This window comes from Enterobacter sp. ECC-175 (assembly GCF_043968675.1).
Classification (GTDB): Bacteria; Pseudomonadota; Gammaproteobacteria; order Enterobacterales; family Enterobacteriaceae; genus Enterobacter.
The window spans coordinates 1,158,748-1,178,694 of the sequence record NZ_CP143776.1; the positions used below are offsets into that span (position 1 = coordinate 1,158,748).

A 19,947-nucleotide genomic window follows, 5' to 3' on the forward strand; every position below is an offset into this window, starting at 1 on the left:
CGCAACTGCGCCCCGAAAGAGAAAGTTAAACAATCTGCAGCGTGCCCTGACGGAACTTACGCTGGTAAATCACGGTGGTGAGCGCCATCGGGACGATAATCGCCACCGCCATCGCCAGCGCAAACACCTGCCAGAAGGTCGGCTGGATGGAGAGGATGCCCGGCAGGCCGCCGACGCCAATCCCGTTTGCCATCACGCCGTTCAGGCCGCAGAGCAGGCCCGCCAGCCCGGAACCGATCATCGCGCAGAGCATCGGGAAGCGGTATTTCAGGTTGATGCCGTACATCGCCGGTTCGGTCACGCCGAGGTAGGCAGAGATAGCCGCCGGAACGGAGATCTCACGTTCGTTGTGCTTGCGGCTGACGATAATAATGCCGGTCACCGCTGAGGCCTGCGCGATGTTGGACAGCGCGATGATAGGCCAGACCGGCGTGCCGCCGAGGCTTTGAATCATCTGCATATCAATGGCGAGCGTCGTCTGGTGTACGCCGGTAATGACCAGCGGCGCGTAGAGGAAGCCGAACAGGGCGGCGCCAATCGGCGCGAAGCTGCCGGTCATCAGGTGACGCACCGCGAAGGCTACGCCGTCGCCAATCATGCGGCCAAACGGACCGATAAACGCGTGGGCCAGGAACACGGCCAGAATCAGCGAGCAGACCGGGACGACCACCAGATAGAGATAATCCGGCACGATGCGCTTCAGGCGCGTCTCAATAAAGCCGAGCGTCAGGCCGGCCAGCAGCGCCGGGATCACCTGCGCCTGATAGCCCACCTTAGCGATAGTAAACAGGCCGAAGTTCCACACGTCCGGCACCTGCTGACCAAGTAAGTAAGCGTTCATTAACTGCGGAGAGACCAGCGTGACGCCCAGCACGATGCCGAGGATCGGCGTGCCGCCCATCTTGCGCACCGCCGACCAGCAGATGCCCACCGGCAGATAGAAGAAGATCGCTTCGCCAATCAGCCACAGGAAGTCGTAGATGCTTTGCAGCGCGGGATACATCTGCGCCAGCGTTTTGCCGTCGCTCATCGGCACGTCGCCGATGACGTTGCGGAAGCCCAGGATCAGGCCCCCGCTGATCAGCGCAGGCAGCAGCGGGAAGAAGATTTCCGCAAAGTGGGAAATCAGCTGCTCGTGCCACTTCATATTCTGACGCGCCGCTTTCTTCGCCTGCTCCTTGTCGGCAGATGAATGCCCGGTTGTTGCCAGCAGAGCCTGATAGTAATCACCCACTTCGGTACCAATCACCACCTGGAACTGCCCGGCGTTGGTGAAGCAGCCTTTGACCATTTTCAGTTCTTCAATGGCCTTCGGATCGGCTTTGGTCGGATCGTTTAACACAAAGCGCAGGCGGGTGATGCAATGGCTGACGGTCGCAATGTTCTCGCGCCCGCCGACCAGGACAATGAGCCGATCGATATCGGCCTGATTAACTTTACTCATCATGAAACCTCATGACAGATGGGGAAGGATGTAATGACCTGAACGCAAGCCTACGCGTTAAGCGCGACGGCGAAAATGGGAACGTTCCCGAAATCGGGCGAGGATCACAATAAATCGGTTTTCAACGCTTAAGCGAGGTGGGAGGGAACGACGATCTGGCGCGGTTCGGCGCGTCCGTTGATCTGCTCGATCAGCTGCGCGGCGGCCTGCCTGCCGGACTCGGCATAGCCGGGGTCAACGGTGATAATTTCAGGGTGTAAAAACGTCATCAGCGGCGTGCTGCCCACGCTTGCCAGCTGAACCTGGCTGGCCCGCTGCTCCTGGAGATATTTGCTCGCGCCCAGCGCCAGGGTGTCCGTGGCGCAGACCAGCGCGGTGGTCTGCGGCGTCAGGACGCTGGCGACCTGCTCATAGCCCTGCTTCATGCCAAGCCCCGGCAGGGACGCCACGGCGGGAAGATTATTTTGCTTGCAGAACGTCAGATACGCTTCGTGGCGGCGCTTGCCGGTGGTGACGTCAGAATGCGGCACGCCCAGGTAGCTGATATGGCGGTGACCGTCGTCGAACAGGCGCTGCATCAGGGTGATAATGGCGCCTTCGTCGTCATAGCAAACGGAGGCAAACCCGCTGGCGTCACGCGCCAGCAGCACCAGCGACGGCTGCCAGGGCTTGAGGATCTCTTCTTTTATGCCGGTAAAACCAAACAGCACCACGCCGTCGATGTTGCGGCGCTGAAGCATGCCGAGATGCTCTTCCACCATCTGCGGCGAGAACTGGCTCTCCATCATGATCGGGTCGTAGCCCTGCTCGTAAAAGGCGGGCAGCATGGTCTGTACGGCGAGGTTTTCTGAGAGGGAATCGAGGCGCGAGACGATAATCGCAACCACTTTGTCGCTCTGGCCGCGCATGGCGCGCGCGGAGCGGGAAGGGGAAAAGCCGTGCTGGTTCATCACCGCTTCGACGCGTTCGCGCGTGCGTTCGCTGACACCGCTTTCGTTGTTAAGCACGCGGGAGACGGTCGATTTTCCCACGCCGCTTAAGCGCGCAATGTCTTTAATCGTAAGGCGGTTCTGCATGCTGTATTCCCTGTATCAACGAAAACGTGGTCAATTGAGCCTATCCTGATAGCGTGATTTCGCTATGGGCAAAGTCTGGTTTACGTTTGGTTTATTTGCCCGGCGTTATAATACCGCCCGAATCGTCACAACCGGTATGGTTAAATCCGTATACTGCGCGCCGACATCCTTTTTTTAACTTACCGGAGGCTTTATGGATCCCGATCCCGCACCTCTCCTGAACGGGAGAGAACGTTCTTTCCGGTAAGCCAGCCTTCTTGCTGTCTCACCGGTGCTGTGAGGTAGCGACGTATCTTACGTTCCTGCTTTAAAAATGAAAGTGCCTGTCAGGTACGGCCTTTGCGTGCCTGACGGAAAAACTGCGTCCGCATGTGCGGATGCGGGGGAATGACTATGCTGAAAAATATTACCCGGCAGCTGCTCGACCAGCTGAACCGCCACCTGCCGCGCCGTCTGGTCGCGCGCGACCCGCTGCCCAACGCCAAAAATATCGCCGGGGCGACGATCCCCGCAAGCCTGACCGCGCGCTGCCTGAACGCGGCGGCGATGGATGAAAATGAAGTCTGGCGCGCGTTTGGCGGGCATCCTGAAGGGCTGAACGCCGCCGAGGTCGAAAAAATCCGCGCCGTGCACGGCGATAACCAGATCCCGGCGCAAAAGCCGGCGCCGTGGTGGGTGCACCTGTGGCTCTGCTACCGCAACCCGTTCAACCTGCTGCTGACGGTGCTGGGCATTATTTCGTACGCCACCGAAGATCTGTTCGCCGCAGGGGTGATTGCGCTGATGGTGGGGATTTCCACGCTGCTGAACTTCATTCAGGAAGCGCGCTCCACCAAAGCCGCGGACGCCCTGAAGGCGATGGTCAGCAATACGGCCACCGTGTCGCGCGTGATAAACGATCTCGGCGAAAACGCCTGGGTTGAGCTTCCCATTGACCAGCTGGTGCCGGGCGATCTGGTGAAGCTTGCCGCGGGGGACATGATCCCGGCGGATTTACGCATCATTCAGGCGCGCGATCTGTTCGTGGCGCAGGCGTCCCTGACGGGCGAATCGCTGCCGGTTGAGAAGGTGGCGCGCTCTCGCGAGCCCGATCAGGTGAACCCGCTTGAGTGCGACACCCTCTGCTTTATGGGCACCACGGTGGTGAGCGGCACGGCGCAGGCGATCGTCATCGCGACGGGCGGCAATACCTGGTTCGGCCAGCTGGCCGGGCGCGTCACGGAGCAGGAGAGCGAGCCCAACGCGTTCCAGAAGGGGATTGGCCGCGTCAGCATGTTGCTGATCCGCTTTATGATGGTGATGACGCCAATCGTGCTGCTGATTAACGGCTACACCAAAGGCGACTGGTGGGAAGCGGCGCTGTTTGCGCTCTCGGTGGCGGTTGGCCTGACGCCGGAAATGTTGCCGATGATCGTGACCTCCACGCTGGCGCGCGGAGCGGTCAAGCTCTCTAAGCAAAAGGTGATCGTGAAGCACCTCGACGCTATCCAGAACTTTGGCGCAATGGACATTCTCTGCACCGATAAAACCGGCACGCTGACGCAGGATAAAATCGTGCTGGAGCACCATACCGACATCTCCGGCAAGCCAAGCGACCGCGTGCTTCACAGCGCCTGGCTCAACAGCCACTACCAGACCGGGCTGAAAAACCTGCTCGACGTGGCGGTGCTGGAAGGGGTAGACGAAGAGGCGGTGCGCACGCTGTCCGGACGCTGGCAGAAGGTGGACGAAATCCCGTTTGACTTCGAGCGCCGCCGCATGTCCGTGGTGGTGAGCGAGGAGCCGGACATCCATCAGCTGATCTGCAAAGGGGCGCTGCAGGAGATCCTCAACGTCTGCACCCAGGTGCGCCACAACGGCGAGATCGTGCCGCTGAACGACACCATGCTGCGCCGCATCAGGCGCGTCACCGACAACCTGAACCGTCAGGGGCTGCGCGTGGTGGCGGTCGCCACCAAATTCCTGCCCGCCCGCGAAGGGGACTATCAGCGTATTGATGAATCCGATTTGATCCTCGAGGGTTATATCGCATTCCTCGATCCGCCGAAGGAGACCACCGCGCCGGCGCTGAAGGCGCTTAAAGCCAGCGGCATCACGGTAAAAATTCTCACCGGCGACAGCGAGCTGGTGGCGGCAAAGGTGTGTCATGACGTGGGGCTGGACGCGGGTGACGTGGTGGTGGGCAGCGAGATCGAACCGCTCTCCGACGACGCGCTGGCCGCGCTGGCCCAGCGCACCACGCTGTTTGCCCGCCTGACGCCGATGCACAAAGAGCGTATCGTGACGCTGCTTAAGCGCGAAGGGCACGTCGTGGGCTTTATGGGCGACGGCATTAACGATGCGCCCGCGCTGCGCGCGGCGGATATTGGTATCTCCGTGGACGGCGCGGTGGATATCGCCCGCGAGGCGGCGGATATCATCCTGCTGGAAAAGAGCCTGATGGTGCTGGAAGAGGGCGTGATTGAAGGACGCCGTACCTTCGCCAATATGCTGAAGTACATTAAAATGACCGCCAGCTCCAACTTCGGCAACGTGTTCAGCGTGCTGGTGGCGAGCGCGTTTCTGCCGTTCCTGCCGATGCTGCCGCTGCACCTGCTGATTCAAAACCTGATGTACGACGTGTCGCAGGTGGCTATCCCGTTTGATAACGTGGACGACGAGCAGATCCAAAAGCCGCAGCGCTGGAATCCGTCCGATCTCGGCCGTTTTATGCTGTTCTTTGGCCCGATCAGCTCCATCTTTGACATTCTGACCTTCTGCCTGATGTGGTTCGTCTTCCACGCCAACACGCCGGAACATCAGACGCTGTTCCAGTCCGGCTGGTTCGTGGTGGGGCTGCTGTCGCAGACGCTGATTGTGCATATGATCCGCACGCGCCGCATTCCGTTTATCCAGAGCCGCGCCGCCTGGCCGCTGATTATCATGACTGGCCTCGTGATGGCGCTCGGCATCGCGCTGCCGTTCTCGCCGCTGGCGGGATACCTGCAGCTGCAGGCGCTGCCGCTGAGCTACTTCCCGTGGCTGGTGGCGATCCTCGCGGGCTATATGGTGCTGACGCAGATGGTGAAAGGGTTCTATGCGCGTCGGTACGGGTGGCAGTAAAAAGATACCTTCACCCTCACCCTAACCCTCTCCCTGAAAGGGAGAGGGGACCGCTCGGTGCCGCCTTTCTCCCTCCCGAGGCTGGTGGCGATCCTCGCGGGCTATATGGTGCTGACGCAGATGGTGAAAGGGTTCTATGCGCGTCGGTACGGCTGGCAGTGAAAAGATACCTTCACCCTCACCCTGACCCTCTCCCTGAAAGGGAGAGGGGACCGCTCGGTGCCGCCTTTCTCCCTCCCGTGGCTGGTGGCTATCCTCGCGGGCTATATGGTGCTGACGCAGATGGGGAAAAGGTTATATGCGCGTCGGTACGGCTGGCAGTAAAAAGATACCTTCACCCTCACCCTAACCCTCTCCCTGAAAGGGAGAGGGGACCGCTCGGTGCCGCCTTTCTCCCTCCCGAGGCTGGTGGCGATCCTCGCGGGATATATGGTGCTGACGCAGATGGTGAAAGGGTTCTATGCGCGCCGGTACGGGTGGCAGTAAAAAGATACCTTCACCCTCACCCTAACCCTCTCCCTGAAAGGGAGAGGGGACCGCTCGGTGCCGCCTTTCTCCCTCCCGAGGCTGGTGGCGCTCCTCGCGGGCTATATGGTGCTGACGCAGATGGTGAAAGGGTTCTATGCGCGTCGGTACGGCTGGCAGTAAAAAGATACCTTCACCCTCACCCTAACCCTCTCCCTGAAAGGGAGAGGGGACCGCTCGGTGCCGCCTTTCTCCCTCGCCCCTTTGGGGAGAGGGCCGGGGTGAGGGGATACGTTTCCTCTTAAATTCAACAGCCTGTGATCCCCGTCATGCCATATGCTTGACGACAATTTGTACGCATGTTAACAGAATGTTTTGCCTTTCTTTGGCCCGTCAGATAAGGAACATTCATGTTACGGTACAGTCTCTTAACCGCCGGGCTGATGCTCGGCGCTTCCGCATTTGCCGCCCCGGCAGGCGATCTTCCCCTGATGCCCTGGCCTGCCAAGGTCGAACGCCCCACGACCCAGGGCGCGCTGGTGCTCAGCAACGATATTTCCGTCAGCGTCAGCGGAGACGACCTCGGCGATGCGGTCAGCCGCCTGCGCCAGCGCCTGGCGCTGCAAACCGGCTGGACGCTCAAGCCTCAGGCCGATGAGCCGGAAAAGCCGACCGTCCGCATCGCGATTGCGAAAAAGGTAAAGCCCCAGCCGCTGCCGGACAGCGATGAAAGCTATAGGCTCACCGTCGACGCGAACGGCGTGAACATCTCTGCCAATACCCGCTTTGGCGCGCTGCGCGCCATGGAAACGCTGCTCCAGCTGGTCCAGAACGGCGTGGAAAACACCTCGCTGCCGTGGGTCACCATTGAAGATTCTCCGCGCTTCCCGTGGCGCGGCCTGCTTCTGGACTCGGCGCGCCACTTCATCCCGCTGGCGGATATCAAGCGCCAGATCGACGGCATGGCGGCGGCCAAGCTCAACGTGCTGCACTGGCACCTGACGGACGATCAGGGCTGGCGCTTCAGCTCGACGCGCTATCCGAAGCTGACCCAGCTTGCCAGCGACGGGCTGTTTTACACGCCGGAGCAGATGCGGGAGATCGTGCGCTACGCCACCGCGCGCGGGATCCGCGTGGTGCCGGAAATCGACATGCCGGGCCACGCGTCCGCCGTTGCCGTTGCCTACCCGGAGCTGATGAGCGCGCCGGGGCCGTATGAAATGGAACGCCACTGGGGCGTGCTGAAGCCGGTGCTCGATCCAACAAAAGCGGCGACCTACGCCTTTGCGGAGGCAATGGTCAGCGAACTGGCGGCGATCTTCCCCGATCCGTATCTGCACATCGGCGGGGATGAGGTTGACGACAGCCAGTGGAAAGAGAACAAGGCGATTCAGCAATTTATGCGCGACAATAAGCTGGCGGACAGCCACGCGCTGCAGGCGTATTTCAACCGCAGGCTTGAGACGATCCTCGAAAAGCACCACCGGCAGATGGTCGGCTGGGATGAGATCTACCATCCCGATCTGCCAAAAAGCATTGTGATCCAGTCCTGGCAGGGTCAGGACGCGCTGGGGCAGGTGGCGCAGCACGGCTACAAGGGCATTCTGTCCACCGGGTTTTACCTCGACCAGCCGCAGTCCACGGCCTATCACTATCGCAACGAGATCGTGCCTGCGGGGCTGAACGGCATCGATACGATCGCCGATACCGACAGCGCGCAAAGCTGGTCCTTCTCCATGCCGCGCCTGAAGGGCAAGCCGGTCGACGGCAGCTTCACGCTGGTAAAAGGGGATTCCGGCTGGCGCGGGTTTATCGACTTTAACGGCAAGTCCCGCCGCGCGGTGGAGAGCATTCAGTGGCGCGACGATAACCAGGTCACCTTTACCGTTGACACATGGATGGGCGAAACGCGTCCGGTCGTGACCGTGACCGACGACAGGCTGAGCGGCTATTTCCTGGTGGGCAACGCCCGCTATCCGGTCACCGGCGCGCGGCTGCAGGACGTGCCGAAAGGCGTTGCGCCGGTCGTGCCCGATCCGGCGAACGAGGCCAACCTGCTGGGAGGCGAAGCGGCGCTGTGGGCGGAAAACGTGGTCGCGCCGGTGCTGGATATTAAGCTGTGGCCGCGCGCCTTTGCGGTGGCGGAGCGCCTGTGGTCCGCGAAGGACGTCAACGACGTCGACAACATGTACACCCGCCTGCAGGCGATGGACGCCTGGACCACGGTGTCGGTGGGCCTTCAGCAGCATAGCCAGCAGCAGGCGTACTTCACGCGCCTCGCGAACAGCGGCGATACGCTCCCGCTGCAAATCCTCGCCCAGGCGGTCGAACCCGCGCAGTATTACACCCGCCAGCACCTGAAGTTCCTGGCCGGGAATTATCATCAGTTCGAGCCGCTAAACCGCTTCGCCGATGCGCTGAGCGCCGAGAGCAACACCGTGCGGCAGATGCAAAAATGGGCCGACCGCCTGGTCAGCGATGCGGAAGACAGCGAAAGCGCCGACGCGCTGCGCCACGTTTTTAACCGCTGGCAAAACAACACCAGCGACGCGCTGGCGCTCTGCGAAAACAGCTATCAGCTGAAGGCCGTTAAGCCGGTGATTGAGGAAGTGGACAAGCTGGCGTCAATTGGCCTGCGGCTAACGGACCTGGTGGCGCGCCAGGGGACGCTGGACGATAAGGAGATTGCCTCGATCCAGAAGGAACTGGATAACGCGGCGCAGATTCAGGATGAGGTGGTGATTGCGGCGGTCTATCCGCTGGAGACGCTGCTGCGCGCGACGCGGAATCAATAACAAAATAACCCCTCACCCCAACCCCTCTCCCCATAGGGGCGAGGGGCTCGATCGGTTCTCTCCTCCCTGTGGGAAGAGGGTTAGGGCGAGTGGCTCGACCGGTTCTCTCCTCCCTGTGGGAAGAGGATTAGGGCGAGGGGCTCGATCGGTTCCGTCCCCCCTTCAGGAAGAGGGTTAGGGCGAGTGGCTCGAACGGTTCTCTCCTCCCTGTGGGAAGAGGGTTAGGGCCAGGGGCTCGATCGGTTCCCTCTCCCCTATGGGGAGAGGGTTAGGGTGAGGGGTAAGGTGTTTCCACTCAGTTCTTCACAATCCACGCCTCTTTCCAGTGTGAGCCTACGCCCGGCTCGAACTGGGTCGCATACTGGCTCCACTGCACGCAGTAGCCGCTGTACGGGAAAGGCTTACATTCGTAGGTCTTGCCGTCTTTAGGCTGTAGCACCACGGTGCCCGCTTTGTAGGACGCGATGTTCTGAGGGAAGGTGAAGTCGTGATGGCCGACGTCGCCGGTCGCCGCGTCTTCTTCCAGCATCAGGTTCAGCACGTCCTGGGCGAACATCGTGCCGTCTTTATTGGTCGCGTAGTACTTCAGCATGTGGTGGCCGGCTTCAACGTTCGTCAGGGTCAGGGTCACGTCCCGGTTGGCGTTATTCATGTCCTGCTTCAGGTAGCCTTTCTCCGCGCCGTGGTGGTTCATTACCCGCGCTTCCAGATTCACGTCGCCGTGCGTGCTGACGTGGAAGGTGACGGTTGCATTGCCGTGTTCAATTTTGCTGTACTGCAGGTTTGAAACGGCAATCGTTTCGTTCACTTCGGCCTTTTGCTCCTCATAGGAAACCGCTACCGATTTCAGCGTGCTGCCCTCCTTCACGAACACGCTGTTTGCGCCGTGAATCGGGTTAACGCTGCCGCTTTCGTCCTTCACGCCGACGCGCACGTCGTGCTGCGTGGCGTTAATTTTCTGCGCCAGTTCGTAAGACCATTGATTCGCATCGCCCTGTTCAGCAGAGCCGATAGTCATTTCGGTGCGCATGGAGACGACCTCACCGTGGGCATCGAAGAAGCGTGCAATCACTTTATCGCCAGCATTCAGGTTGTTGCCCGCGATGTTCCCGCTCAGCGTTTTGCTCCATTCGGACGCCGCTGCTGGGGTTTCATCCGGCGTGACGTTTCCGCCGTTGCCGAAATCGACGTCAATGGCCTGATAGAAGCTGTTTGAGGTATCGGCAATTTCCCATACGCCGTAAATCACCTGGTAGCCGGTACGTTCGGGAACATTACACTTCATTGACTGGCGGTTTGCCGGAACCTGGCCGTTGCCGTTAATGGTGCAGAACGGCGTGGACTCAAACTGCGCGCGGGTCAGCGGCTTGTTCGGATCCCAGTTTTGTTTGGTGATGTAATAACGCCAGTTGGTGGTTCTGTGCGGTGCAGTGTGATACCAGACAAACTCATGTTGACCGGCGGTCATCGGGGTTTTGGTCCACGCGTTCAGGCTCTGCTTGTCCAGCTGGGAATACTGAGAAATACCGGCGCTGGCGAGCTGGCCGTCCGGCGGCATCGCGCCGGTAGGGAAGCCGGAGCTTTTTTCCACGCTCTGCGGCTCATACTGTACGGAACCACAGTCGATATTTTGCCCCAGCTTGCACATATAGGCGCGGCTGGCAGGAGATTCAATATATCCGTGAGCAAAAGCGGAGGATGCCGTAATTAACGTAGCAATAGACAGTGCAATTTTAGAAGGTTTCATTATTAGTCCATTAAAGTTTTACATATTTTTAGCGCACCTTCAGTATATTTATGGCGGTGAGAACAGCATGCCATTTGCCGGATAAAAATATCCAAAATAAATTCTGTCATGGACAAAATAAAAGCGGCCTTAGCCGCTTTTATTTTCAGTAACGCAGGATCAATTTTTAACGATCCACGCTTCGCTCCAGTGAGCACCTACGCCAGGTTCAAACTGAGTTGAGGTGGCGCTGTACTGCTTGCAGTAGCCGCTATACGGGAAAGGCTTACATTCGTAGGTCTTGCCGTCTTTTGGCTGCAGTACAACGGTACCCGCTTTATAAGAGGAGATATTATCCGGGAAGATAAAATCAGATTTCCCGGCACTCCCGGCGGCGGCTTCGTCTTCGAGCATCATATCCAGCACATCCTGCGCGAACAGGGTGCCGTTTTTATTGGTGGCGAAGTATTTCAGCATGTGGTGCCCGGCCGTGACGTTAGTCAGGTTTATGGTCACATCCTGATTGCTGTTGTTCATGTCCTGCTTCAGGTAGCCTTTTTCCGCGCCCGGATGGTTCAGCACGTGCGCTTCAACGTTCACATCACCGTGCGTATTGACGTGGAACGTCACCGTCGCGGCTCCGTTAGCGATTTTGCTGTAGTGCAGGTTGGTCACGGCGATGGATTCATTGACCACCGCTTTTTGCTCTTCATAAGAGATCGCTACCGATTTCAGGGTGCTGCCCTCTTTGACGAAAACGCTGTTTGCGCCGTGAACCGGATTAACGTCCCCGCTTTCATCCTTCACGCCGACGCGAACGTCGCTGTGGGCGCTGTTGATTTTCTGCGCCAGATCGTAAGCCCACTGGTTGGCGTCGCCCTGCTCAGCCGAGGCGATGGTCAGCTCGGTCGCCATGGAGGCGATTTCGCCGCTGGCGTCGAAGAAGCGCGCAATGACCTTGTCGCCCGCGTTGAGGTTGTTCCCCACCACCTGGCCGCTCAGCGCGGTGCGCCACACGGAAACGGCCGCTGGCGTTTCGTCCGGCGTGACGTTGCCGCCGTTGCCGAAATCAACGTCGATGGCCTGATAGAAGCTGTTGGCGGTATCGGCAATTTCCCATACGCCGTAAATGACCTGATAGCCGGTACGTTCCGGCACGTTGCAGTTCATCGCCTGCGTCATCTGCGGCGCCTGACCGTTGCCGTTAACGGTACAGAACGGCGTCAGTTCGAACTGATCGCGGGTCAGCGGTTTATTCGGGTTCCAGTTTTGTTTGGTGATGTAATAGCGCCAGTTGGTGGTTTTGTGCGGTGCGGTATGGTGCCAGACAAACTCATGTTGTCCGGCGGTCATCGGCGTTTTGGTCCAGGCGTTCTGGCTTTGCTTATCAAGCTGCGAGTAGTTGGCAATCCCGGCGCTGGCGAGTTCACCATCCGGCGGCAGGCTCCCGGAAGGGAAACCGGAGGCGCGTTCTACGCTCTGCGGTTCATATTCCACCAGGCCGCAGTCAATGTTTTTTCCCTGTTTACACATATAAGCGCGGCTGGCAGGGGATTCAATATAGCCATGCGCAAGCGCGGAAGAGGCTACCGTAAGAGTGGCAATAGCCAACGCAATTCTGGAGATTTTCATTTTTGTCCGAAGCGGGAATTTATAAAGGGGGGCGAGTGTATTTATTCCCGGGTCGCGTCGTCATCATATTACGAAGGTAAAAATAGCCAAATAAAAAAGGCAGCCGAAGCTGCCCTGATTTGCCTGAAATTGATTAGCGGCGCACGGCGATCGCTTCGATTTCAATTTTCACGTCTTTTGGCAAACGCGCCACTTCCACGCAGGAGCGCGCCGGGAAGGTGGCATTGTGCTCGGTGAAGAACGCTTCATAGGTGGCGTTAACGGTCGCGAAATCGTTCAGATCTTTCACGAACACGGTGGTTTTCACGATGTCGCCCACTTTCAGGCCCGCGGATTCCACGATCGCCTGCACGTTTTCCAGCGACTGACGCGCCTGCGCCGCCACGTCGGCCGGCACTTCGCCGGTTTTTGGGTTCACCGGGATCTGGCCTGAGGTGATGATCATGCTGCCCAGATCAACGCCCTGAACGTAGGGGCCGATAGCCGCAGGTGCATTTTCCGTCGCGAGTACTTTGCTCATGTTTTCTCCAGAATTACAGCGTTAAGAATGTTCCCGGCCATTATAACAGCCGGGTTTTCATTACCAACCTCAATTAGTTGGCCAGCACCACATAATGAGAAAACTCTTTTTCGCAGTATTTGCATTTGAGCGCGATGTCATTGGCGCGCTTTTTCACTGCAAAACTGGAGGAAACCGGCTCGGCGTGGCTGATGCAGTTGCTGTTCGGGCAGACCAGCACGCTGTCGATACGATCCGGCAGGCTTGGGCGGGATTTTCCCACCACGTCGTAATCGTCGATGCGGTTAACGGTGGCCTCCGGCGCGTATAGCGACAGCTGGTTCACCTGCTCGTCGGTCAGAAACGTATTCTCGATTTTGATCAGGTCCTTGCGGCCCATTTCGCCCGACGGCAGGTTCAGGCCGATGGTGATGCGCTGGTCGGTTTCGGTCAGCTTGAACAGCGTCAGCAGCTTAAAGCCCACCTGCGCGGGAATGTGGTCAATCACGGTGCCACGCTTGATGGCTTCAACCTGGAGTTTGTTATCGTGTGTCATTGTCGTTTCCCCTTACAGAGCCAAATCGCGATTCAGAACCAGTGCCAGTAACGCCTGGCGAGCGAAGATGCCGTTCCCGGCCTGCTGGAAGTACCAGGCGTGCGGCGTTTTATCCACGTCCGTGGCGATCTCATCGATGCGCGGCAGCGGGTGCAGCACTTTCATGTTGCTGCGCGCGCCCTCAAGGTCGCTGGCGCGCAGGACGAACTGCGCCTTCACGTTGGCGTATTCGGACGGGTCGAGGCGCTCTTTCTGCACGCGGGTCATGTACAGAATATCCACGTTGCCGACCACCTCTTCGATGCTGGCGTGCAGGCTCCACGGAATGCCTTTCTCATCCAGCATGTCGAGGATGTACTGCGGCATCGCCAGCGCGTCCGGGGCGATGAAGAAGAAGCGGTTGCCGTTAAACTTCGCCAGCGCCTGGGTCAGCGAGTGGACGGTGCGGCCGTACTTCAGGTCGCCGACCATGGCGATGTTCAGGTTTTCCAGCGTGCCCTGGGTTTCCTGAATGGTGAAGAGGTCCAGCAGGGTCTGGGTCGGGTGCTGGTTCGCGCCATCGCCTGCGTTCAGCACCGGAATGCCGCCGGAAAACTCGGTCGCCAGGCGCGCGGCGCCCTCCTGCGGGTGGCGCATGACGATCGCGTCAACGTAGGTGCTAATCACCGAAATGGTATCCGCCAGCGTTTCGCCTTTTTTACCCAGCGAGGTGTTGCTGCTGTCCGAGAAGCCCACCACGCTGGCGCCCAGGCGGTGCATGGAGGTTTCAAAGGAGAGGCGGGTGCGGGTCGAGGCTTCGAAGAAGCAGCTCGCAATCACCTTGTGCTTCAGCAGCTCCGGTTGCGGATTCGCTTTCAGTTTTGCCGCGGTTTCCAGAACCAGTTCCAGCTCTTCGCGGCTGAGGTCGTTTATGGAAATGATGTGTTTTTGATAAAGCGGATTCATGTTTATCTCCTGACGCCGGGCAAAAAAAAGCCCCTCAAATGAGGGGCTCTGGGAATAGGGTTGGCAACGGGAAGAAAAACGGCAGGCCAGCGTCTGTTTTCAGACGCGGTAAGACGTTATGTCGTACACGCTTGACCATGCTTCCTCCCGGCAAATTGTCGGGCATTATACGCACCCCGATGTTCGGATCAAGCGTTTTAATGCACGCTTTACTCAATGCAAACGGTTTTTTGTGAATACTAATGCGTTCTGAGTAAATAATTAATTTGCTTATGCACCAGCGCGGTACGCTTCACCACGCGCGGAGCCACCCAGACGATACTGCTTCCGGCCACCACGCCTAAAATTTCCGGTAACTGGTGATAATCCAGAATTCGCGCCACCGCGCGGCCATATCCGGCCACGGTATGGATAAGGATAAATTCGCTATTGTGCTCCACGCTCACCACCATTTCCGAAACGGTGCGCGCGGCGTCCGGGGTTGGGCGCAGTAGAGGATTCAACGAATAAATCTTTAGCCCTTTAGCATTTCGAATTTTTATGACTCCGAGCAACTTGAGCAGGCGTGAAACGGTGGACTGGCTGATGGTTTCGAAGCCATGTTCCTGCAGGTCGCGGCGGATCTCCTCCTGGGAGAGATAGCTCTTTTCTGCGATCAGACGCTGGCACACCGTCAGCTGTAGTTGCTCTTTGGGAGAGTGCTCCTCGTAATCCATCATATTTCCCATATCAGTTCCCGAAATAACCGGTGACACCGCACCGATCCGTAGGCCGGATAAGCGCAGCGCCATCCGGCAATTACAACAACGCCCCGAGGCTCAACGCCGCCATAATCACCACCGTTAATATCCCCAGCAGCGGCGCCACCCATTTCAGATAGCGCACGTAGGGCACGCGGGCAATGGCCAGCCCGCCCATGACGACGGCAGAGGTGGGGGTAACCAGGTTAACGATGCCGGAGGCGGACTGGTAGGCCGTGACCACCAGGTCGCGATTGACGTTAGCGAAATCGGCAAGCGGCGCCATGATCGGCATCGTCAGAACGGCCAGGCCGGACGAAGAAGGCACCAGAAACGACAGCACCACCTCCAGCCAGTATATGACGTTGATAAACGCGACCGTGGATAACCCGCTGACCAGCCCTTCGGCGCTGTGCAAAATGGTGTGGGTAATCATGCCCTTATCCATGATCACTACGATACCGCGTGCGATGCCGATAATCAGCGCGACGCCCAGCAAATCTCGCGCGCCGTTGATAAAGGTTGAGGTCAGCTCCTCTTCGCTCATGCGGGCAATCAGGCCGACGATAATGGCGCTGGCGAGAAACACCGCCGAAATCTCCGCCATCCACCACCCGAGCACCGCCACGCCGTAAATCATCACCGCGAAGGCGAGGGCGAAGATCACCAGGATGATTTTGCGCACCGGGGTAAATTCCAGCGACTGTTCGCCCTTGTTGCCGAGGAAGTGCGCGCGATTCTCCTCCTGCTTATCGGCAACGATGGAGAGCGACGGATCGTTGCGGACCCTGCGGGCGTAGCGCATTACCCACGCCACGCAGATGATCCAGCCAATCACCAGCAGCGCCACGCGAAGCGCAATGCCGTTAGTAAACGGAATGCCCGCGGCGTTGGCGGCGATCACCGTCGCAAACGGGTTGATGGTGGAACCCAGCGTGCCGATCCCCGCGCCGAGCAGCACGGTAGAGGCGGCCACCACCGGGTCGAATCGCGCGGCGAGCATGACCGGAACGAGGAGGGTGTAAAACGGCAGCGACTCTTCGGCCATGCCGTAAATCGTCCCGCCCGCGGCAAACAGCGCCATCAGGATCGGGATCATCCACTCCTCGCGGCCCCGAAGTTTGGTCGTGACGCGCTCGATCCCGGCGTCGATGGCGCCGGTTTTGGTGACGATCCCGAGAAAGCCGCCGATGATCAGGATAAACAGCGCGACGTCGATCGCCCCCGCCTGGCCGGATTCCGGATCGTACAGCCCGGCGATCGGGGCCATCAGCACCGAGACGATCCCCTGCGGATGGGCGGCAACGTGCGCGTAGGTGCCGGCAACCGGCACCTCCTTACCGAGCGCGGCGTTCATCGCCATGTGGTACTGCCCGGCGGGAACAATCCACGTCAGCACGGCCACGACGGCAATCAGAAAGAAGAGAATGGTGTAAGCGGAGGGAAACTTGAACTTGCCCATGATGTGCTCCTTAAACCCGGCGCACCCCGCGGTGCGCCGGGCGGTGATTAGTCGCCGAGTGTCGCCACCATGACCGCTTTGATGGTGTGCATGCGGTTTTCCGCTTCGTCAAAGACGATAGAGTTCGGTGATTCGAAGACCTCTTCCGTCACCTCCAGCCCCTTCAGGCCGTAGGCCATCTCGATTTCGCGGCCCACTTTGGTGTGTTCGTTGTGGAACGCGGGCAGGCAGTGCATGAACTTGACGTTCGGGTTGCCGGTCGCCTTCATCACGTCCGCGTTGATCTGGTACGGCTTCATCAGGCTGACGCGCTCGGCCCAGGCTTCCTTCGGCTCGCCCATTGAGACCCAGACGTCGGTGTAGAGGAAGTCCGCGCCGCGCACGCCCTCGCTGACGTCGTCCGTCAGGGTGATACGCGCCCCGGTCTCTTTGGCGATGGCGCGGCACTGCTCAACCAGCCCGGCCTCCGGCCAGAAGGATTTCGGTGCGACCAGGCGAATGTCCATGCCCATCTTGGCCGCGCCGACCATCAGCGAGTTGCCCATGTTGTTGCGCGCATCGCCCAGGTAGGCAAAGCTCAGCTCCGGCAGCGTTTTGCCCGGCGCGTGCTCCAGCATGGTCATCAGGTCTGCGAGGATCTGCGTCGGGTGGAACTCATCGGTCAGGCCGTTCCACACCGGCACGCCCGCGTACTCGCCCAGCTCCTCAACGATCGCCTGGCCGTAACCGCGGTATTCGATGCCGTCGTACATGCGTCCCAGCACGCGGGCAGTGTCTTTCATCGACTCCTTATGGCCAATCTGCGATCCGCTCGGGCCGAGATAGGTGACCTGCGCGCCCTGGTCAAATGCGCCCACTTCAAACGCGCAGCGGGTGCGGGTGGAGGTTTTTTCAAAAATCAGGGCGATATTTTTACCGACTAACGTCTGCTTTTCGCGTCCGGCTTTTTTGGCGGCCTTTAGCTCGATGGCGAGGTCGATCAGGTACTGGATCTCTGCTGGGGTATAGTCCAGCAGCTTGAGGAAGTTACGGTTTTTCAGGTTAATGGTCATGGGGAAATCCTTTTTAAATTAATGTCTAAGACCTGACCCCTCACCCTAACCCTCTCCCCAAAGGGGCGAGGGGATGGTTTGCTCCCTCTCCCCTTTGGGGAGAGGGCAGGGGTGAGGGGGAAGTTATTCAGTTACGAATCAACGTGCCTTTCTCGCCCGCCAAAATCTCCGCGCCGTCGGCCAGCGCGCCGATCCCGGCAATGCCGTTGCAGGCTTCAACGAACTCGCGGCAGGCGGCCACCTTCGGCCCCATCGATCCGGCGTCGAACTGCATGCCTTTGAGCAGCTCCGGCGTGACCTGCGCCAGCGGGCGCTGGGTCGGCTTGCCCCAGTCGAGGTACACCGCGTCGGCATCGGTAAGGATCAGCAGGGCGTCGGCCTCTATCTGGCGGGCCAGCAGCGCGGCGGAGAGATCTTTGTCGATCACCGCCTCAACGCCGCGATAGCCGTTGGCGTTTTCCACCACCGGCACGCCGCCGCCGCCGTTGCAGATCACCAGGTGGTCGCGCTGGATCAGCGCCGTGATGGCATCCCTTTCGACGATCCGCTTCGGCTGCGGAGAGGGCACTACGCGGCGGAAGGCGCTGCCGTCGGCCTTGAAGATCCAGCCTTTCTCCGCGGCCAGCGCCTTCGCCTGCGCGTCGGTGTAGATCGGGCCGATGTACTTGGTCGGGCTGGCGAAGGCCGGATCGGCCGGGTCCACCTCCACCTGCGTGAGCAGGACGCTCACCTCGCGCTGCGGCAGGGCATTTTTAAGCGCCTGCTGGAGCATGTAGCCGATCATTCCCTGGCTTTCGGCGCCGAGAACGTCGAGCGGGTAGGGGGCAACCTTGTCGTAAGCGCTGTTTTGCAGCGCCAGCAGCCCGACCTGCGGCCCGTTGCCGTGAACCAGCACCACGCGCCACTGCGCTGTTAATCCTGCGATGGTGCGGGCCGCCAGCTCGATGTTTTGGCGCTGGACGTCCGCTTCCAGCGGCTCGCCGCGCTTCAGCAATGCGTTACCGCCGAGCGCGACGACCAGAGTGGGTTTTCTTTCCATGATGGCTCCTTTAAATTCCGTCGCGTTCGAGCGGGCAGCTCATGCAGCGCGCGCCGCCGCGCCCGCGCCCCAGCTCGTCGCCCGGGATGGGCAGCACGGTGATGCCCGCCTTGTCGTACTTCTCGTTGGTCCAGACGTTGCGCTCGTAGCCAATCACCACGCCGGGGCGGATGGTCAGCACGTTGTTGGCGTCGTTCCACTGCTCGCGTTCGGCTTCGAAGGCATCCCCGCCGGTGGTGATCAGGCGGACGTGGTTAATGCCGAGCGCTTTCTCGATGGCGTGTAGCAGGTCGGTTTCCTGGGTACGTTGCAGACCGCCGCGCCCGTCCGGGGTGAGCGTCCAGCACTGGGCGTCTTTGCGCACCACTTCCGGGTAGACGGAGAACGTGTCCACGTCGATGTGGGTCATCACGGTGTCGAGGTGCATACAGGAGCGGTGTTTTGGCAGCTCAACGGCAATCACGCGCTCGGCCTGGCGGTGTTTGAACAGGCTGTTGGCGAGGAACTCGACGCCCTGCGGGGTGGTGCGCTCGGACATGCCGATTAAGACTGCGCCGCGGCCAATGACTAATACGTCGCCGCCCTCCAGCGTGGCGTGGTCGTAATTAATATTTTCGTCGCCGAAATACTTAATAAAATCGCCGTCGGCAAACGCCGGGTGCCAGCGATATATTGCGCGTAGGTTATTGGTTTCACGCTGACGCGCCGCTTTGGCCATCGGGTTAATTGAGACGCCGTTATAAATCCAGCATGAGGTGTCGCGGGTAAATAAATGGTTCGGCAGCGGCTTCATAATAAAATCATTTGCCGTGTGGGTATCCACCACCATATTTTTAATCGACGCCGGAATTTCACCGTAGGTTAATCCGCCGCTTAACCGGCGCGCCAGCTCGCGGTGCGGCATATCCGCCAGCCAGCCGCGCACGTCCCCTGCGAAGGTGGGCCCGAGGCGATAGTCGGAGATTTGCGTTTCAAGCAGCCAGGATTTTGCCTCTGCAATATCAAGCGTTTGGGTGAGAAGGTCGGTTAACAGCAGGACTTCCACACCCTGCTCGCGCAGCGTGTTTGCGAAGATGTCATGCTCTTCACCCGCGCGTTCAACCGAGAGCACGTCATCAAATAACAGCTCCTGACAGTTAGACGGCGTTAAGCGCTTCAGGCTTAAATTCGGGCGGTGCAGCATAACGCTACGCAATTGACCAATTTCAGAACCGACGTAATGCTTTTCCATAATTATTCCTTTAACTGTTTTTCAGAATAAAAAGGGCATGCGCCATGGCATTTATTTATTTCATGGCGGCTAAGCTCAATTGATTTCGGGATTTATAGTAGGCGCTTAAATAACGAATAGTGTGATATCGCTCACGCGAAAATGGATATTAAGGAGTTTGTTTTGATTTGCATGATGCGTATC

At 59.3% G+C, this 19,947-nt stretch carries 15 protein-coding genes and 2 pseudogenes; 4 read left to right on the plus strand and 13 right to left on the minus strand.

What is annotated here, in order from left to right; all coding sequences use genetic code 11:
* Window positions 1-25: 25 nt before the first annotated feature.
* A complete protein-coding gene (gene treB / locus V1599_RS05455) occupies window positions 26-1,444 on the minus strand; it encodes a PTS trehalose transporter subunit IIBC (RefSeq protein ID WP_181573250.1) in 1,419 nt (472 codons plus the stop codon).
* Between the two features lie 128 nt (window positions 1,445-1,572).
* Window positions 1,573-2,520, minus strand: a complete 948-nt coding sequence (gene treR / locus V1599_RS05460; protein WP_395301144.1) for a trehalose operon repressor TreR — start codon at window positions 2,518-2,520, stop codon at window positions 1,573-1,575.
* Between the two features lie 393 nt (window positions 2,521-2,913).
* On the opposite strand from treR, the gene mgtA reads away from it, so the two are divergent.
* The 4 genes and pseudogenes from mgtA to V1599_RS05480 all read left to right on the plus strand — a co-directional run bounded on the left by mgtA (window position 2,914) and on the right by V1599_RS05480 (window position 8,882).
* A complete protein-coding gene (gene mgtA / locus V1599_RS05465) occupies window positions 2,914-5,622 on the plus strand; it encodes a magnesium-translocating P-type ATPase (RefSeq protein WP_395301145.1) in 2,709 nt (902 codons plus the stop codon).
* Between the two features lie 81 nt (window positions 5,623-5,703).
* A pseudogene (locus V1599_RS05470) lies at window positions 5,704-5,784 on the plus strand (hypothetical protein); the annotation flags it as partial.
* 237 nt (window positions 5,785-6,021) lie between these two features.
* Window positions 6,022-6,108 (plus strand): annotated as a pseudogene (locus V1599_RS05475) (hypothetical protein); the annotation flags it as partial.
* 389 nt (window positions 6,109-6,497) lie between these two features.
* Window positions 6,498-8,882, plus strand: coding sequence for a beta-N-acetylhexosaminidase (locus V1599_RS05480; protein WP_395301146.1), 2,385 nt, complete (start codon window positions 6,498-6,500; stop codon window positions 8,880-8,882).
* Window positions 8,883-9,177: 295 nt separating this feature from the next.
* On the opposite strand, the gene gbpA (V1599_RS05485) is transcribed toward V1599_RS05480, so the two are convergent.
* The 11 genes from gbpA (V1599_RS05485) to arcA form a co-directional block, all read right to left on the minus strand.
* Window positions 9,178-10,629 carry an N-acetylglucosamine-binding protein GbpA gene (gene gbpA, locus V1599_RS05485; protein ID WP_395301147.1) on the minus strand — a complete coding sequence of 484 codons (1,452 nt, stop codon included), beginning with the start codon at window positions 10,627-10,629 and terminating at the stop codon, window positions 9,178-9,180.
* A 159-nt stretch (window positions 10,630-10,788) separates the two neighbouring features.
* Window positions 10,789-12,240, minus strand: coding sequence for an N-acetylglucosamine-binding protein GbpA (gene gbpA / locus V1599_RS05490; protein WP_395301148.1), 1,452 nt, complete (start codon window positions 12,238-12,240; stop codon window positions 10,789-10,791).
* 133 nt (window positions 12,241-12,373) lie between these two features.
* Window positions 12,374-12,760, minus strand: a complete 387-nt coding sequence (ridA, locus tag V1599_RS05495; RefSeq protein ID WP_003863373.1) for a 2-iminobutanoate/2-iminopropanoate deaminase — start codon at window positions 12,758-12,760, stop codon at window positions 12,374-12,376.
* Between the two features lie 73 nt (window positions 12,761-12,833).
* Entirely contained in the window at window positions 12,834-13,295 is a 462-nt protein-coding gene (gene pyrI / locus V1599_RS05500; RefSeq protein ID WP_112013267.1) for an aspartate carbamoyltransferase regulatory subunit, read from the minus strand.
* A 12-nt stretch (window positions 13,296-13,307) separates the two neighbouring features.
* Complete coding sequence (gene pyrB / locus V1599_RS05505) at window positions 13,308-14,240, minus strand: aspartate carbamoyltransferase (RefSeq protein ID WP_112013266.1); 933 nt, start codon at window positions 14,238-14,240, stop codon at window positions 13,308-13,310.
* A gap of 34 nt (window positions 14,241-14,274) precedes the next feature.
* A complete protein-coding gene (locus V1599_RS05510; RefSeq protein WP_181573274.1) occupies window positions 14,275-14,379 on the minus strand; it encodes a pyrBI operon leader peptide in 105 nt (34 codons plus the stop codon).
* A gap of 100 nt (window positions 14,380-14,479) precedes the next feature.
* A complete protein-coding gene (locus tag V1599_RS05515) occupies window positions 14,480-14,959 on the minus strand; it encodes an arginine repressor (RefSeq protein WP_112013270.1) in 480 nt (159 codons plus the stop codon).
* A gap of 79 nt (window positions 14,960-15,038) precedes the next feature.
* Entirely contained in the window at window positions 15,039-16,442 is a 1,404-nt protein-coding gene (locus tag V1599_RS05520) for a YfcC family protein (protein ID WP_395301149.1), read from the minus strand.
* 47 nt (window positions 16,443-16,489) lie between these two features.
* A complete protein-coding gene (argF, locus tag V1599_RS05525) occupies window positions 16,490-17,494 on the minus strand; it encodes an ornithine carbamoyltransferase (protein ID WP_395301150.1) in 1,005 nt (334 codons plus the stop codon).
* A gap of 127 nt (window positions 17,495-17,621) precedes the next feature.
* Window positions 17,622-18,533, minus strand: a complete 912-nt coding sequence (gene arcC, locus V1599_RS05530) for a carbamate kinase (RefSeq protein ID WP_112013262.1) — start codon at window positions 18,531-18,533, stop codon at window positions 17,622-17,624.
* Between the two features lie 10 nt (window positions 18,534-18,543).
* Window positions 18,544-19,764 (minus strand): arginine deiminase, encoded by a 1,221-nt coding sequence (arcA, locus tag V1599_RS05535; RefSeq protein ID WP_395301151.1) that lies wholly within the window; start codon window positions 19,762-19,764, stop codon window positions 18,544-18,546.
* Between the last annotated feature and the right edge of the window lie 183 nt (window positions 19,765-19,947).